The organism is Asticcacaulis solisilvae, assembly GCF_052327315.1.
Taxonomy (GTDB): domain Bacteria; phylum Pseudomonadota; class Alphaproteobacteria; order Caulobacterales; family Caulobacteraceae; genus Asticcacaulis; species Asticcacaulis solisilvae_B.
The window spans coordinates 4090117-4104702 of sequence record NZ_CP166196.1 but is presented as its reverse complement, the minus strand read 5'-3'; the positions used below and the strand labels follow the sequence as shown (position 1 = coordinate 4104702).

General features: G+C 64.8%; 15 protein-coding genes. 10 read left to right on the top strand and 5 right to left on the bottom strand.

The annotated features are described in order from the left end of the window. The first annotated feature begins 10 nt into the window (after positions 1 to 10). Positions 11 to 712: an orotidine-5'-phosphate decarboxylase gene (gene pyrF, locus AB8717_RS19260; protein ID WP_443748939.1), complete on the top strand. Its 702-nt coding sequence runs from the start codon at positions 11 to 13 to the stop codon at positions 710 to 712. Between the two features lie 84 nt (positions 713 to 796). Here pyrF and AB8717_RS19255 read toward each other — a convergent pair whose 3' ends face one another. Further along, positions 797 to 1009, bottom strand: coding sequence for a DUF1674 domain-containing protein (locus AB8717_RS19255; protein WP_443748938.1), 213 nt, complete (start codon positions 1007 to 1009; stop codon positions 797 to 799). Positions 1010 to 1090: 81 nt separating this feature from the next. On the opposite strand from AB8717_RS19255, the gene htpX reads away from it, so the two are divergent. The 7 genes from htpX to purH all read left to right on the top strand — a co-directional run bounded on the left by htpX (position 1091) and on the right by purH (position 8904). Beyond that, positions 1091 to 2002, top strand: coding sequence for a zinc metalloprotease HtpX (htpX, locus tag AB8717_RS19250; protein WP_443748937.1), 912 nt, complete (start codon positions 1091 to 1093; stop codon positions 2000 to 2002). A gap of 37 nt (positions 2003 to 2039) precedes the next feature. Further along, a complete protein-coding gene (locus AB8717_RS19245) occupies positions 2040 to 3458 on the top strand; it encodes an RsmB/NOP family class I SAM-dependent RNA methyltransferase (protein ID WP_443748936.1) in 1419 nt (472 codons plus the stop codon). Positions 3459 to 3519: 61 nt separating this feature from the next. Then, the gene (gene rpe / locus AB8717_RS19240) at positions 3520 to 4179 is read left to right on the top strand and encodes a ribulose-phosphate 3-epimerase (protein ID WP_443750924.1); all 660 of its coding nucleotides are present in this window, start codon (positions 3520 to 3522) and stop codon (positions 4177 to 4179) included. A 6-nt stretch (positions 4180 to 4185) separates the two neighbouring features. Further along, the gene (locus AB8717_RS19235; RefSeq protein WP_443748935.1) at positions 4186 to 5904 is read left to right on the top strand and encodes a heparinase II/III family protein; all 1719 of its coding nucleotides are present in this window, start codon (positions 4186 to 4188) and stop codon (positions 5902 to 5904) included. An 87-nt stretch (positions 5905 to 5991) separates the two neighbouring features. After that, a complete protein-coding gene (locus tag AB8717_RS19230; protein WP_443748934.1) occupies positions 5992 to 6366 on the top strand; it encodes a glycine zipper 2TM domain-containing protein in 375 nt (124 codons plus the stop codon). Positions 6367 to 6714: 348 nt separating this feature from the next. After that, entirely contained in the window at positions 6715 to 7107 is a 393-nt protein-coding gene (locus AB8717_RS19225) for a glycine zipper 2TM domain-containing protein (protein ID WP_443748933.1), read from the top strand. Positions 7108 to 7290: 183 nt separating this feature from the next. After that, the gene (purH, locus tag AB8717_RS19220) at positions 7291 to 8904 is read left to right on the top strand and encodes a bifunctional phosphoribosylaminoimidazolecarboxamide formyltransferase/IMP cyclohydrolase (protein ID WP_443748932.1); all 1614 of its coding nucleotides are present in this window, start codon (positions 7291 to 7293) and stop codon (positions 8902 to 8904) included. 202 nt (positions 8905 to 9106) lie between these two features. On the opposite strand, the gene AB8717_RS19215 is transcribed toward purH, so the two are convergent. After that, positions 9107 to 9700: a nitroreductase family protein gene (locus AB8717_RS19215; protein WP_443748931.1), complete on the bottom strand. Its 594-nt coding sequence runs from the start codon at positions 9698 to 9700 to the stop codon at positions 9107 to 9109. A gap of 99 nt (positions 9701 to 9799) precedes the next feature. On the opposite strand from AB8717_RS19215, the gene AB8717_RS19210 reads away from it, so the two are divergent. Further along, a complete protein-coding gene (locus AB8717_RS19210) occupies positions 9800 to 10555 on the top strand; it encodes a dienelactone hydrolase family protein (protein ID WP_443748930.1) in 756 nt (251 codons plus the stop codon). Positions 10556 to 10604: 49 nt separating this feature from the next. Next, a complete protein-coding gene (locus tag AB8717_RS19205; RefSeq protein WP_443748929.1) occupies positions 10605 to 11354 on the top strand; it encodes a dienelactone hydrolase family protein in 750 nt (249 codons plus the stop codon). Here AB8717_RS19205 and AB8717_RS19200 read toward each other — a convergent pair whose 3' ends face one another. The 3 genes from AB8717_RS19200 to murJ are packed head-to-tail and all read right to left on the bottom strand — an operon-like array spanning position 11355 to position 14561. Next, on the bottom strand, positions 11355 to 11864 hold the full coding sequence (locus AB8717_RS19200; protein ID WP_443748928.1) for a copper chaperone PCu(A)C: 510 nt from the start codon (positions 11862 to 11864) through the stop codon (positions 11355 to 11357). A 12-nt stretch (positions 11865 to 11876) separates the two neighbouring features. Further along, positions 11877 to 12896, bottom strand: a complete 1020-nt coding sequence (gene trpS / locus AB8717_RS19195) for a tryptophan--tRNA ligase (RefSeq protein ID WP_443748927.1) — start codon at positions 12894 to 12896, stop codon at positions 11877 to 11879. A 3-nt stretch (positions 12897 to 12899) separates the two neighbouring features. After that, positions 12900 to 14561: a murein biosynthesis integral membrane protein MurJ gene (gene murJ, locus AB8717_RS19190; RefSeq protein WP_443748926.1), complete on the bottom strand. Its 1662-nt coding sequence runs from the start codon at positions 14559 to 14561 to the stop codon at positions 12900 to 12902. Between the last annotated feature and the right edge of the window lie 25 nt (positions 14562 to 14586).

Here is a 14586-nt window from a genome sequence, read left to right as displayed (position 1 = left end):
GACAATTCCCATGACGACGCTTCTCAAGGCCGACGACCGCATGATCCTGGCGCTCGACGAGCCCGACCTCGACCGTGCCCGCGCCCTGGTGAAGACGCTGGGTGACAGCGTGTCCTTTTACAAGATCGGCCTGACGCTTCTGGCGCAGGGCGGCCTGACACTGGCCGAGGAGCTGAAGGCCGAGGGCAAGAAGATCTTTCAGGACTGGAAGCTGCACGATATCGGCGCCCAGGTGGAAGGCGCTGCGAAAGCTGCGTGCTCGGGTGCCTGCGATCTCCTGACCGTCCACGCCGAGCCGCAGGTCATGCGCGCCGCCGTGCGCGGCCGCACCAACGACACGACCAAGATCATCGGCGTCACCGTGATGACCAGCCTGACGCAGTACGATCTCGACGAGATGGGCTATGGCATGGAGCTGACCGACCTTGTCATGCGCCGCGTCGATCAGGCGGTGGAATGCGGCCTTGACGGCATCGTCTCCAGCCCGCACGAGGCCGCGATGATCCGCGCCCGCGTGCCGGCCGATTTCCTGATCGTCACCCCAGGCGTGCGTCCGGAAGGCGCGGCGCTCGACGACCAGCAGCGTGTGGCGACGCCGCAGGAGGCATTACTGCACGGGGCGTCGCACGTCGTGGTCGGCCGCCCTGTCAGCCGCGCGGCGGACCCGGTCGCGGCGGCGCAGGGCATTCTGGCTGCACTGCATAACGTGTAACACGCTCGATCTCTCCTGGATTCTGTAGGAGGACCACCCTCAGATCCGAACCTCCCTTGATTCCAGGGGAGGTTCTGAATTCATTCAGAAATCCACCGCGATTCCCTTGCGTTCCCAGTCGCCGTAGCGCGTCGGTTCCAACCCGCTCGGCCCGCCTTCCTCGATGGCGCGGACGATATCCGCTTCCTCTTTCGCGCGACGTTCGGCGGCCTCGGCCAGGGCGCGCTGCGCCTCGGGCGTCAGCACCTTTTTCGTGACTTCGCCGAGATCGGCGGGCTTTTCGGGTTCGGATGACATTTTTGTAAGGTTGTGGCGGGGATTTACAAGGCTTCCCATATCTAGGCTTCCAAAGCGCAAAGCTCAAGGAAGCCTGTTAAAATGCATTTCAAGACCTGGATCCTGCTGGCCGGCCTGACGGGCCTTTTCGGCGCCTTCGGTCTTCTGCTGGCCGGGCCCACCGGCATGGTGATCGCGCTGTTGATCGCCGTGGCCATGAACCTGTTCGCCTACTGGAATTCGGACCGCATGGTGCTGAGCCAGTACAATGCGCAGGCCGTCGAGCCCGACACGGCCAACCCGCTCCTGCGCACCTACTACAACGACATCGCCGAACTGGCGCAGCGCGCCGGCCTGCCCATGCCAGGCGTCTATGTCATCGACAGCGACCAGCCCAACGCCTTCGCCACCGGCCGCGACCCGCAACATGCGGCGGTCTGCGCCACCACCGGCCTTTTGCAGCGCCTCGACCGCAGCGAAATCCGCGGCGTCATGGCGCACGAACTGGCGCACGTTAAAAGCCGCGATACCCTGACCATGACAATCACGGCGTCGATCGCCGGGGCGGTTTCTTCCCTGGCCAATTTCGCCATGTTTTTCGGCGGTTCGCGCGACGACGAAGACCGCGGCGGCAATATCATCGGCGTCATCGCCATGGCGATTCTGGCTCCGGTTGCCGCGATGCTGGTCCAGATGGCGATCTCGCGCACGCGCGAATACGCCGCCGACCGCGTGGGCGGAGAAATCTCGGGCGATCCTCAATCCCTGGCCCGCGCCCTGCACAAGATCGAAGCCTATGCGCAGGGCCTGCCCAATTACGACGCCGAGCGCAATCCGGCGACCGCGCACCTGTTCATTATCAATCCGCTGCATGGCGGCGGGATGGACAACCTGTTCTCGACCCACCCCTCGACCGAGAACCGCGTGCAAGCCCTGATCCGGCTGGCGCAAGAAATGGGTGGCCGCAGATCAGGAAAAACATTTACCGCGGTGCCTACAACGGATATGGGCTAGCCATTCCATCCTCAGCCGTATTGCCAAGCATCTTATTATGACCAGTTCCCGCCCCAAACGCCCGTCCTCCCGCTCCGGCTATCATCCGCCCAAGGCAAGGCCGCAGCCGAAACCCAAGCCGAACTTCGCGCCCAATGAGCGCGTCGCGGTCGATGACGGCGGGGATATCGGCATGCCGGCGCGGATCGCGGCCCTGGTCCTGATCGATGCCGCCCTGGAAAAGCGCTCGGGTTTCGATGAGGCGGTGACGCGCTCCGACTTTTTGGCGTTGTCCGAAAGCGAGCGCAGCTTTGCCCGCGCTCTGGCCTTGCTGGTCCTGCGCCGCCTCGGCCAATTCGATGAGATCATCGAACGGCGCACGCAAAAAACGCCGTCGGATTCCGTCTGTGCGCTTCTGCGCGTCGGTCTGGCGCAGATCGGCTTCATGCAGGTTCCGGATTTCGCCGCCGTGTCGACGACGGTCAAGCTGGCCGAACGCGAGTCCCACACCCGCCCGTTCAAGGGCCTGATCAACGCCATCTTGCGCGGCGTAATCCGCGATCGCGAGTCTTCGGGTGCATTTCCCAAGACCAATCCGGCGCGTCTGGTGCCCGACTGGCTGTTCCAGCGCTGGGTCGCCGCCTATACACGCCCGGCCGCCGAAGGCATTGCCCTGGCCCTGACCGAGGAGCCGGCGACGGACCTCAGCTTCAAGACCGCCGCCGATTTGGACCGCCTGAAAGACGCGCTTGAAGGCACGCCGCTCGGTGACCTTGCGCTGCGCAGCCGGCTCCGCGGCGATGTCCGCGACTGGGCGGGCTATGATGACGGCGCATGGTGGGTGCAGGACGCGTCTTCCAGCGTTCCGGTCGCGCTCCTGGGTGACCTGTCCGGCAAGACCGCCATCGACCTGTGTTCGGCGCCCGGCGGCAAGACGCTGCAGCTCCTGGCGCGTGGCGCGTCCGTCGTGGCGGTCGACCGCTCGAAGAACCGCCTGAAGCGCGTCGAGGAAAATCTCAAGCGCGCCGGCTACCAGGCCGAGATGCAGATGGCCGACGCCGAAACCTGGGACGATACGCGAACCTTCGACGTCGTTCTGCTCGACGCGCCCTGCAGCGCCACCGGCACCTTCCGCCGTCAGCCCGACGTCCTGTGGGCGACGCGGCCCGCCGATATCGCCAAGCTGGCCGACGTCCAGCACCGCCTCCTCGATTCCGCTGCCGGCCGCGTCGCGCCCGGCGGGACGCTCGTCTATTCGACCTGTTCGCTGGAACGCGAGGAGGGCGAAACCCAGATCCTGGCCTTCGTGCGCCGCCATCCCGATTTCGTTGTGGATAAGGTGAGCGCGGACGAAGCCGCCGCCATCGGATTGCCGCAGGACTCGCTGAAACCCGAAGGCTGGCTGCGCCTCCTGCCGCATCAAAGGGCAGGGGGACAAGACGGCTTTTTTGTCGCGCGCCTGCGCCGAAACGGTTGACGGCGCGCCCGAAACAACCGTTATAGACACCCTCTATCCTAAGGTTACGACACGCATGCCGATGTCTGCTCCGCTTATCTGTCCGTCCATCCTTGCCTCCGACTTCGCGCGCCTGGGCGAAGAGGTGCAGGCCATCACGGCGGCGGGCGCTGATTTCGTCCATATCGACGTCATGGACGGCCATTTCGTCCCCAACATCACTATCGGCCCCGAGGTCGTGAAGGCCCTGCGCCCGCACACCACCCTGCCGTTCGACGTCCATCTGATGGTGTCGCCGGTCGATTCCTTCCTGGAAGCCTTCCGCGCCGCCGGCGCCGACTATATGAGCGTCCATCCGGAAGCCGGGCCGCACCTGCACCGCACGCTGAAGCAGATCCGCCACCTCGGCGCCAAGGCCGGTGTCGTGCTCAATCCGGCGACGCCGGTCGAGGTGCTCGACTGGGTGATCGACGATATCGACCTGGTGCTGATCATGAGCGTCAATCCGGGCTTCGGCGGCCAGAGCTTCATCGAGTCGCAACTGCGCAAGATCGAGGCGGTGCGCCGCCGGCTTGACGCGATCGCCCATCCGGCCATTCTGCAGGTCGACGGTGGTGTCAACGCCCAGAACGCCCGGGCCTGCGTCGATGCCGGCGCCACGGCCCTGGTCGCCGGGACCGCCGTCTTCAAGGGCGGCGCGTCCGCCTACGCCGACAACATCAAGACGCTGAAGGGGCTGTAAGGCGCGATGCAGGCTTTCGAGCATAACGCTCTGCCGGAATTGAACGCCGCGAAGACGCCGTGGGGGCATGTCGTCCTCGCGTGGCTGCGCCGTCAGGCCGGGGCGGAACTGTTCGGCATGCCTGGCTATAGTCTGACCTTGAAGGGCGGCGTGCCCGAAGGCTTCGTCTCGGCGCCGCGCGACATGCGTCCGGCGTCAGCGCATCTCGGCAAGGCCATCCTGCAGGGCCGCTTTACCCTGGCCGGGGCGCGCATGAGCGTCCAGGGCAGCGGCGACCCGTGGAACCGCCCGTCGCCGACCCGCGCCTTCGCCGTCGAACTGCACCGCTTCGAGTGGCTGCCGGCCCTGATGAGCCAGGGCGACGAGGGCGCCAAGGAAGGCCTGCGCCTTTTCCTGCTGTGGGCCAAGACCTTCAGCCGCTGGACGCCGTTTTCGTGGGGCGAGGAGGTCCTGCCGCGCCGCCTGATCAATATCGCCATCTTTGCCCGCCGCCTGTCGGGCCAGGCGACGCCCGGCGACGCCATAGAGCTGGCGCAGTCCCTGGCCGTTCAGGGCCGTCACCTCAAGCGCCTGCATGACGGCGCGTGGATGGCGGACAAGGCCGTGGCCCTGGTAGTGCTGGGCTGCGTGCTGTCGGGGCGGATCGGCGACGGCTTCCGCATCGCCGGCATGAAGCTGTTGCAAAAGGCCCTGAAGAAGGTCGTCCTGCCGGACGGCAGCCACGCCTCGCGCAGCCCGCAGCGCGGCCTTGAGCTTTTGTACGACCTGCTGCTGATCGAAGACGGCTTGTCGCAGCGGGGCCTGGCCGGCCCCGGCTGGCTCGACAGCCATATCGAATCGCTGAGCCGTTTCATCCGTGCCCTGTCGCATCCCGATGGCAGCTTGTGCGCCTTCCAGGGCGCGGAATCGCTGCTGCCCGACCTGGTGCTGCCGGCCCTGGTGCACGACGAAAAGAATGCCGCCGTGACGCCCGCCCAGCTCGACGACGGCCGTTATCATCGCCTGCTCGGCCGTTCGCTCAGCGTCTATGTCGATGCCGGCGAAGCAAAAACAGGGCCTTTCGGCCATACGGCGGTCGACCATCCCATGACCTTCGAGGTGTCGGGCGGCCGCGACAAGCTGATCGTGTCGCCCGGCTGGTCGCCGCGCCAGGGCGATCACATGGCCTTCCGCCTGGTGGGCGCCGGCAATACGGTGTCGATCGGTGACGCCAGTCTCCTGACCCCCGTGACCGGCCGTTTCGGCGAGCTGCTCGACTTCGCCATGGAAGGCAACCATTACAAGGTACGCAGCCGCCGCGTCGAAGCCGAGGAAACGGGCTCGCTGCTCGAGCTGGAGCACGACGGCTGGAAATCGCGTTTCGGCCTGAAGCACGAACGCCGTCTTTATGTCGACGCCCAGCGCGACGAACTGCGTGGCGAGGATCGCCTGACGCCGGGCAGCACCAAGCAGACCGTGCCCATGGCGTCGCCCTTCGCCATCCACTTCCTGCTGCACCCCGAAGTCCAGGCCTCGCTGGCGCGCGACAAGAAAAGCGTACTGCTGCGAGGGCCGGGCGGGCGCGGCTGGTGGTTGCGCCACGACGCCAAGGACGTGGCGATCGAAAGCGGCCAGGTGTTCGAACGCGACCTGCCGCGCAAGACGTCGATGATCGTGCTGCGCGGCGTCGGCCGTCTGGACGCACCGACGCGGGTGCGCTGGAAACTGTCGCCGGCGGAAGGCTGACGAATTCATTTTTTATAAGAACGGGCGAAATCCGTCTTCGTTTCGAAGGCCTTGTCGGGCTTACTCGCGGCGAAAAGGAGAAAACCCATGCCTAAGATCGCACATAAAATCGTTGCCGCCGCCATGGCCGGCGGGCTTCTCGGTGGCGCCCTCCTGGCTGCCGTACCGGCCCAGGCCTATACGCGCTACGTCTGCAAATACGAACAGAAGCGCCGCGAACACACCGGAACCATCGTCGGCGCTATTGCGGGCGGTGTCCTGGGCAATGCCGTTTCGGGCCATAACAGCAAGGGCGTCGGCACGGTCGTCGGTGCGCTGGGCGGCGCGGCCGTCGGCTCGAAGATGGGTCACGACAGCGGCAAGAAAGCCTGTACGCAGGCCATGGCCTATCGCAGCGAGACGGTCTGGGAGCGTGACAGCCATGGCCGCCGCGTAAAGACGGTCTATCGCTACGTTCGCTAGACTTTTCAGCTCAAGCGCCGCAGCACGGGCGGCCGCGATGGCTCGACCGGACGCGTTGTCCTGACGCCGAAGCGTCGGCCCGGTTCGCTCTTTGAGGACTCGCGGCGGCGGGCAAAGACCGAAAAAATTGACGCCCCTTGCCAACGGCAACATTGCCGTTGAAATAAATGGCTTGAAAATCAAAGGCCTCGCGAGCCGTTCGCGGGGTCTTTTTCGTGCTCATAAAAAAATGCAGTCTGAACAAAGATGAATGTGGCGCTCAAATGCCGTTCAGGTTGGCAGGTCTATAAAGGTCCTCATCAAGCCGAGGGAATATCCCGCAAGGCACGCACACGAAGGACTTTAGTTATGATTACCATGACCAAGACGATGAAAACCCTGACGGCCGCCGTTGTCACCTCCGGCCTGTTGCTGACCGCGGCGGTCCCCATGGCTTCGGAAGCCCGCCCCTACACCCAGACCTACAGCTGCCAGGTCACCAAGAGCAAGTCGAAGACGACCGGCACCATCCTGGGCGCCATCGGCGGCGCGCTGATCGGCAGCCAGGTCGCCAAGAACGAAAAGGGCCTGGGCGCGGTCGTCGGCGGTCTGGCCGGCGCGGCGATCGGTTCGAAGGTCGGCAAGGACCAGGGCAAGCAGCAGTGCAACAATGTCGAGAACTCGATGCAGAGCGCCGGCTATGACCGTTACGACCGTTATGGCCACCGCTACCAGACCCGCAAGGTCGCGTACCGCTACTAAGACCGGAAACGTTCTTAGATGACCGCCTGGATGCGCTGCGCCCCCTACGGCGCATCCTGATGCGGCAACCCGGAGGAACCCCCGCCCTTTCCCAACGGCGGGGGTTCTGTCGTTTGACGGGTGGCCAAAGCGGACGGGGTCGTGTAAACGGCGCGCATTCCTCCCCATCGTCACGGATCTGTCATGCCTGCCGCTCCCGATTTTCCGCCCGCGCCCGATCGCGTCACTCCGAAACGCGCCCTCATCTCGCTGTCCGACAAGACAGGCCTGATCGAGGCGGCCCAGGCATTGGCCGCAAAGGGCATCGAAATCCTGTCGACCGGCGGCACGCGCGCGGCCATCGAAAAGGCCGGCATCGCGGTCAAGGACGTGGCGGACGTTACCGGCTTCCCCGAAATGATGGACGGCCGCGTCAAGACGCTGCACCCCAAGGTTCACGGCGCCCTGCTGGCCTATCGCGATGCGCCCGAGCACGCCAGGGCGCTGACGGAGCATAATATCGCGCCGATCGACATCGTATGGATCGACCTCTATCCGTTCGAGCAGACGATCGCCACCGGCGGAGCGTTTGAGGCCGCCATCGAAAATATCGATATCGGCGGCCCGGCCATGATCCGTTCGTCGGCCAAGAACCATTCCTACGTTTGCGTCTGTGTCGACAAGGCCGCCATGGACGCGGTTCTGGCCGAGGTCGAAGCCCACGGCTCGACGGGCCTGGCCTTGCGCAAGTCATTGGCCGCCAAGGCCTTTGCCCGCACCTCGACCTACGACGCCGCGGTCTCGTCGTGGTTTGCGGCCCAGCTCGGTGACGACTACCCCGAGCGCAAGGCGATCGCTGGCAGCCGCATCCAGACCATGCGCTACGGTGAAAACCCGCACCAGTCGGCGGCCTTCTACCGTACGGGCGAAGTCCGTCCGGGCGTCGCCACGGCGAAGCAGTTGCAGGGCAAGGAACTGAGCTACAACAATGTCGCCGACACCGACGCGGCGATCGAGCTGGTCGCCGAATTCGACGCATCAGCCGGCCCGGCCTGCGTCATCGTCAAGCACGCCAATCCGTGCGGCGTCGCGGTTGGCGAAACCCTGGCCGACGCCTATCGCCGCGCCCTGGAATGCGATCCTGTGTCTGCCTTCGGCGGTATCATCGCGCTCAATTCGCGCCTGGACCGCACGACCGCTGAAAAGATAGTCGAGATCTTCACCGAAGTGGTCGTGGCGCCCGAAGCCGACGACGACGCGATCGCGGTCTTCGCCGCCAAGAAAAACGTCCGCCTGCTGGTGACCGGCGGCCTGCCGGACCCTCTGGCCGGTGGCCAGGTCTTCCGTTCGGTGGCGGGCGGCATGCTGATCCAGTCGCGCGACACGGCGCGCATTACGCAGGCCGACCTCAAGGTCGTCACCAAGCGCCAGCCGACCCCGACCGAAATCCAGGACATGCTGTTCGCTTTCACGGTCGCCAAGCACGTCAAGTCGAACGCCATCGTCTACGCCAAGGACGGCCGCACGGCCGGTATCGGCGCCGGCCAGATGAACCGCCGCGATTCAGCACGCATCGCCCGCCTGCGGGCGCAGGAAGCCGCCGAAGGTTTGGGGCTGACGGACTCGCTGGCGCTGGGTTCGGCCTGTGCCTCGGAAGCGTTTTTCCCGTTCCCCGACGGCCTGCTCGAAGCGGCGGCTGCCGGCGCGACGGCGGTCATCCAGCCGGGTGGCTCGATCGGCGACCAGGCGGTGATCGATGCCGCCGACCAGGCAGGCCTTGCGATGGTCTTCACCGGTACGCGGGTGTTCAGGCATTAAGCCTAGCGTCTTAAGACCTGGAAGTTCCATGACATTCCCTTCTCCCCTTGAATAGGGGAGAAGGTGGCCCGCAGGGCCGGATGAGGGGTAAATCGGCGCTGTCCGCGCGCATCCGCTGACGGTTACCCCTCACCCGGTCGCGTACCGCTCCCGTCCTCTCCCCTCAAGTGGGGAGAGGAAAGACAAATGACACGTTACGTCCTTAGGCCGGACTCTTAATCTCACCTTCAAAGCGCCCTTTGAACGCAATGGCCGACAGCGGCTGGCGGACAGAGGGCGTTTCGCGTTGTTGCAGGGCCTCTGACAGCGACGTCACTTCGCCCTGATAGCCGATGGCGACCGCGGCCTCGACCCGGACCGTGTCCGGCAGGTTCAGCACCAGCGGCGCCTTTTCGTACTCGATGCCGCCCATGGCGTGAGCGATCAGGCCCATCTTGTGCGCCTGGAGTGACAGGGCCAGGGTGGCCGCGCCGGCGTCGAAGCTGGCCGACCGCACCGGACGCTCGCCGTCGAAGCTCGACACCGAGGTGATGAAGATCAGCGCGCCGGCGTGTTTCGCCCAGCCTTCGTTGAACGGCACCAGCAGGCTGAGCAGCGTATTGAATTCCGGTTCCCCGCGCACGCCGTAGATAAAACGCCACGGCTGGAGGTTGGCGGCCGACGGCGCCCAGCGCGCGGCTTCCAGTACGGTCAGGACCTGGTCCTCGCTTAAGGTGCGCTCCGAAAAGGCGCGCGGCGACCAGCGGTCGAGGAATTGCGAATCAATGGGATAGGTCGGAATACGATTGGTAGTCATGGCGTGAGCTCGCAGGTACATAGGGTGTCCGGCCCGAGTCGCGTCGGGCATACGTAATAATATCAGTAACAGTTACGTATAATTCAAGAGGGAATGGCCGTGCTCGATACGATTCAGCGCCGATTTGACGTCCTGGCGCCCTATATCGAGGCTTTCGGGCCGGCGGATGCGGTGAAACGTCCGGCCGTGCTGCTGTTCCATGCCTGCAACGGCGTGCGCGAGCACATCCGCCAATACGCCCGGCAGGCGGCCGATGCCGGTTATCGCGCCTTTGTCGTCGACTCGTTCATGCCGCGCGGATGGGACCATACGGCGGCGGTCAGCCTGGTGTGCTCAGGCCTGCAACTGCACGGCTACGAACGCTCCGGCGACGTGCTGGCCGCGGTCTGGGGCCTGTCGCAGCGCGCCGACGTCGACGCGTCGCGCCTGTGCCTGGCGGGCTGGAGCCATGGCGCGTGGTCGATCATGGACCTGATGACCCAGCGGCTGTCGCGGTCCGGGTCGGCGCGGCTGATGGACCCGACGCCTGAGCCGCTGAAGGGCGTCCAGGGCGTATTTCTGGTCTATCCCTACATAAACTTCCCGGCGCGCAGCAACACGCACCCGTGGGAATACAAACCACGCACCCTGGCCATCCTGGCGCGCAACGATTTCCTGACGGCGCACGCCCATGCGCTCAACATCGTCAACCATCTGAGAAGCGAAAACGTGCCGATCGAAACGCTCGATCTCGACGCCACGCACTGCTTCGATGAGGACGGCGTGCATTTCGGCGCCTTCATGTCGTACGACCGCGCCTGTCACCGCCGGGCGGAAGAGGCGTTTCTGGGCTTTCTCGACGAAACACTATCTTGAACATTGTTCAAGAATTGCTATAAAGCCCCTGAGCAAGGGGATTGTACGCATGGACACCATGGCCGAACGCTGGGCGCTGCTGCAAAAGGGCGTGACCGTCTATGGCCCCGAAGACGACCTCCCGCGTCCGGCGGTGGTGCTGTTCCATGGCTGCGGCGGCCTGCGCCCGCACGTTCATCTCTATGCCCAGGCCGCGGCGAAGACGGGTGTGCGCGCCTATGTGATCGACAGCTTTGCGCCGCGCGGTTGGGACCGCAATTTCGCGGTGTCGCTGATCTGCACCGGTGTCGTATTACAAGGGTATGAACGGTCGGGTGATGTGCTGGCGGCCCTTTGGGGCCTGAAGCAAAGCGGCCGGGTACAGATGGACCGCGTCATGCTGGCGGGTTTCAGTCACGGCGGCTGGTCGATCATGGACCTGATGACACAACGCCTGACGCGGCCCGGCGAAGCGAAACTGGCCGATCCCGATCCGTCGCTGCTCGAAACCCTGCGGGCGCTGTTCCTGGTCTATCCGTATATCAATTTTCCGGCGCGGACCAATCTGCGCGCCTGGGTGCATCAGCCGGAAACCTTTGCTGTGCTGGCGGAAAAGGACCACCTGACACCGTTTGCCCATTCGCAGAAAATCTTCAAACGGCTGCAGGCGGCGGGCGGAAACATCCGGACCCTGGCCCTGCCGGCGACGCATGCCTTCGACGAGGAAGACTTTAAGCGCGGCGTCATGGCCTACTCGCCGGAAGCGATGCAGGCGTCGATCAATGCCATGCTGACCCTGATCGACAGCAGGCTTGTTTGATTACATGGAATGCCCGGCCGGGATGTCGTTGGTCACCGGCACGGACAGCGTCACGTCGCCGGCCTTTTCGAAATGCAGCACCAGGTTCTGATGGCTGCCTTCGGTTATGCCCCTGGCGTTCTCCAGCATGATGTGGTTGCCGCCGGGGGCGAAGATGACCGACTGGCCGGGCGCGACGACAAAGCCGTCCTTCTGCTCGGCCATGGCCATATTGCCGTCCTTCATGGTCATGGTGTGCATGGTGGCCGAAGCCGCGCAGGCGCAGGATGCCGACACCAGCCGATCGGCCACGTCGCCGCTGTTGCGGATGGTGACATAGGCAGCCGTCGTCGTGTTGTTACCCAGCGTCGGGCGCATGGCATAGGCCGTCAGCTCGATGGCGTTGTGCGTCACCATGCCGTCGGCCCTGGTCTCCTGGGTGACCGTGGTCCTGCTGCCGGTTTCACCTTTTGGTGCAGGATGACAGGCGGCCAGCAGGCTCAGGCTAAGGATCGCAACGACACGCTTCATGGCGGTTTCCTATCAGCCCCAGAGGCCGAACAGTTTCTTGGTTTCCGTGACGACCGGCGCGGCCTCGGCATTGGCGCGCTCGGCGCCGGCCTTGAGCACGGCGTCGATCTCGGCCGGATTGTTCAGCAGGTCGCGCAGGCGGTCCGAAATCGGCGCCATCCTGTCGACGACGACGTCGGCCAGGGCCGGCTTGAACGCGCCAAAGCCCTTGCCGCCGAATTCGTTGAGCACATCCTGCGCCGTCTTGCCCGACAGCGCGGCATAGATGCCGACCAGGTTCTTGGCCTCGGGGCGGTCGTTCAGGCCGTCTTCGCTTTCCGGCAGCACGTCGGCGTCGGATTTGGCCTTCTTGATCTTGCCGGCGATGACGTCGGCCGTGTCGGTCAAATTGATGCGCGAATTGTCCGAAGGGTCGGATTTCGACATCTTGGCGGTACCGTCGCGCAGGCTCATGATGCGCGCGCCCGGACCCTGATACAGGGTTTCCGGGACCGGGAAATAATCGACGCCGAAGTCGTGGTTGAACTTCTTGGCGACGTCGCGCGTCAGCTCAAGGTGCTGACGCTGGTCTTCGCCGACCGGCACATGCGTCGCCTTGTAGACCAGGATGTCGGCGGCCTGGAGCACAGGATAGGTATAGAGCCCGATCGAGGCGCGTTCCTTGTCCTTGCCGGCCTTGTCCTTGAACTGCGTCATGCGGTCGAGCCAGCCCAGCCGCGCCACGCAGTTGAACAGCCAGGCCATTTCGGTATGGGCCGGCACGGCCGATTGCGGGAAGATGGTCGACTTGGCGGGATCGACGCCGGCCGCCAGGTAGCAGGCCGCGATCTCGCGCGTCTGCGACAGCAGCAGCGCCGGGTCCTGCCAGACCGTCAGGGCGTGCAGATCGGCGATCATGTAGAAGCGTTCGGCGTCGATCGACTGCATGTCGGCGAACTTCTTGAGCGCGCCGAGATAGTTGCCGAGGTGGAGCGAGCCGGACGCCTGGATGCCGGACAGGATGCGCATGGGTTTGGTCGTCTTGTCGTTCATAGCCTACCTGCGCCGCAGCGCCGCCTTGAGTTCGGAGGGCTTAACCGCGCCCGTGCCAAAGAGGAGAACGCTATAGAGGACAACGCCGGAAAGGGAAACCGCCACGACGGCGATTTCCTTGGCGCCGATGGCCTTGTGACCGAGAATCGACAGGCCGTGAATACCGTTGTGCAGCGGCAGGACGCTGTCGATGGCCGCCTTGATCGGCGCGCTGTAGAACGCGGCGGCATAGCAGAACGCCGCCATGCCGGCGCTGGCGACCAGCACCAGCAGGATTTTGCGTAGGGCGACAGCCCCGATGATCCAGGTTTTGCGGCGGGCCAGGGTGAACACCATCAACACGACATTGACCCAGGCGGCGGCCGAGGTTCCGATCGCCAGGCCGGGGATGCCGATCAGGTGGAACATGCTGACGCCGACAACGATATTGACGATCACCGACACCACGGCGAACTTCATCGGGCCGAACGTGTCCTTGCGGGCGAAGAAGGCGGGGTTGAGGATGCGTGTCAGCACGAAGGCCGGCACGCCCCAGCCGTAGTGCAAGAGGCAGGCCCCCGTCCACGCCGCATCGGTCGGGTTGAATTCGCCGCGCGTATAGATGCCGTCGACCAGGAAGATCGGCATGGCGATCAGGGCGACCGCCGCCGGCAGGGTAAAGACCATGGCGTACAGCACGGCCTGGTCCATGGTCTTCTGGGCGTGCTCGTGGTCCTCGGCATGGACGGCGCGCGACAGCGCCGGCAGGAGCGCCGTGCCGATGGCGACGCCCACCAAACCCAGGGGCAACTGGTAGAAGCGGTCGGCGATGGCCAGCCACATGGTGGCGCCCTTCACCGTCGACGAAAAGAACTGCGAGACGAAGATGTTGACCTGGGTCGCGGCGGCGGCCAGGGCGCCGGGCACGGCCAGCATCAAGAGCTTGTTGATGTCCTTGCTGAACACCGGAATGATCGACAGGCTGACGTGGGCGCCTGTCTTGTTGGCGCCCCATAGCAGCAGGCCGGCCTGAAGCACGCCGGCGATGATGGTGCCGATCGATCCGCCCAGCGCAGACTGGAACGGCGAGTGTGTGGGGATGACGCAGATGAGCGTCACGGCGTTCAACAGGATCGGCACGCCCGCAGAGAGGACGAAACGGCCGCGCGCATTGAGCACGCCGGCCAGATGCGCCACGATCGCCATGCACGGCAGATAGGGCATGGTGATCTGCGTGAAGATCACCGTCCACTTCAGCTTCTCCGGGTCCGAGACGAAGCCGGGCTTGAATATGTACATCAGCCACGGCATGGCGAATTCGCAGGCCAGGGTGAAGACCACCGTGATGAAGACCAGGGTCGCCATGGCGTCGTGCGCCATCTTGTCGGCGGCTTCTTTTCCGTCGCGCTCAAGCGCGGCCGAATAGGAGGGCACGAAGGCGGTCGAAAAGGCGCCTTCGGCGAAGATGCGCCGGAACAGGTTGGGGAATTGCTGGGCCGTCGCATAGGCGTCGGCCATGATATTGCCGGACGCCCCCATATAGGCGGCGATGACCAGGTCGCGGGCAAAGCCTGCAAAGCGGCTGAGCAGCGTAAAACCGGAATTGATCAGCGAATTGCGGATCAGGCCCGACGATTTGCGGGGCGGCGAGGCCGGGGCGGCGCTGGTCTCTTGAACTTCGGACACGAATTCTACCTGATCGGATGGGCTT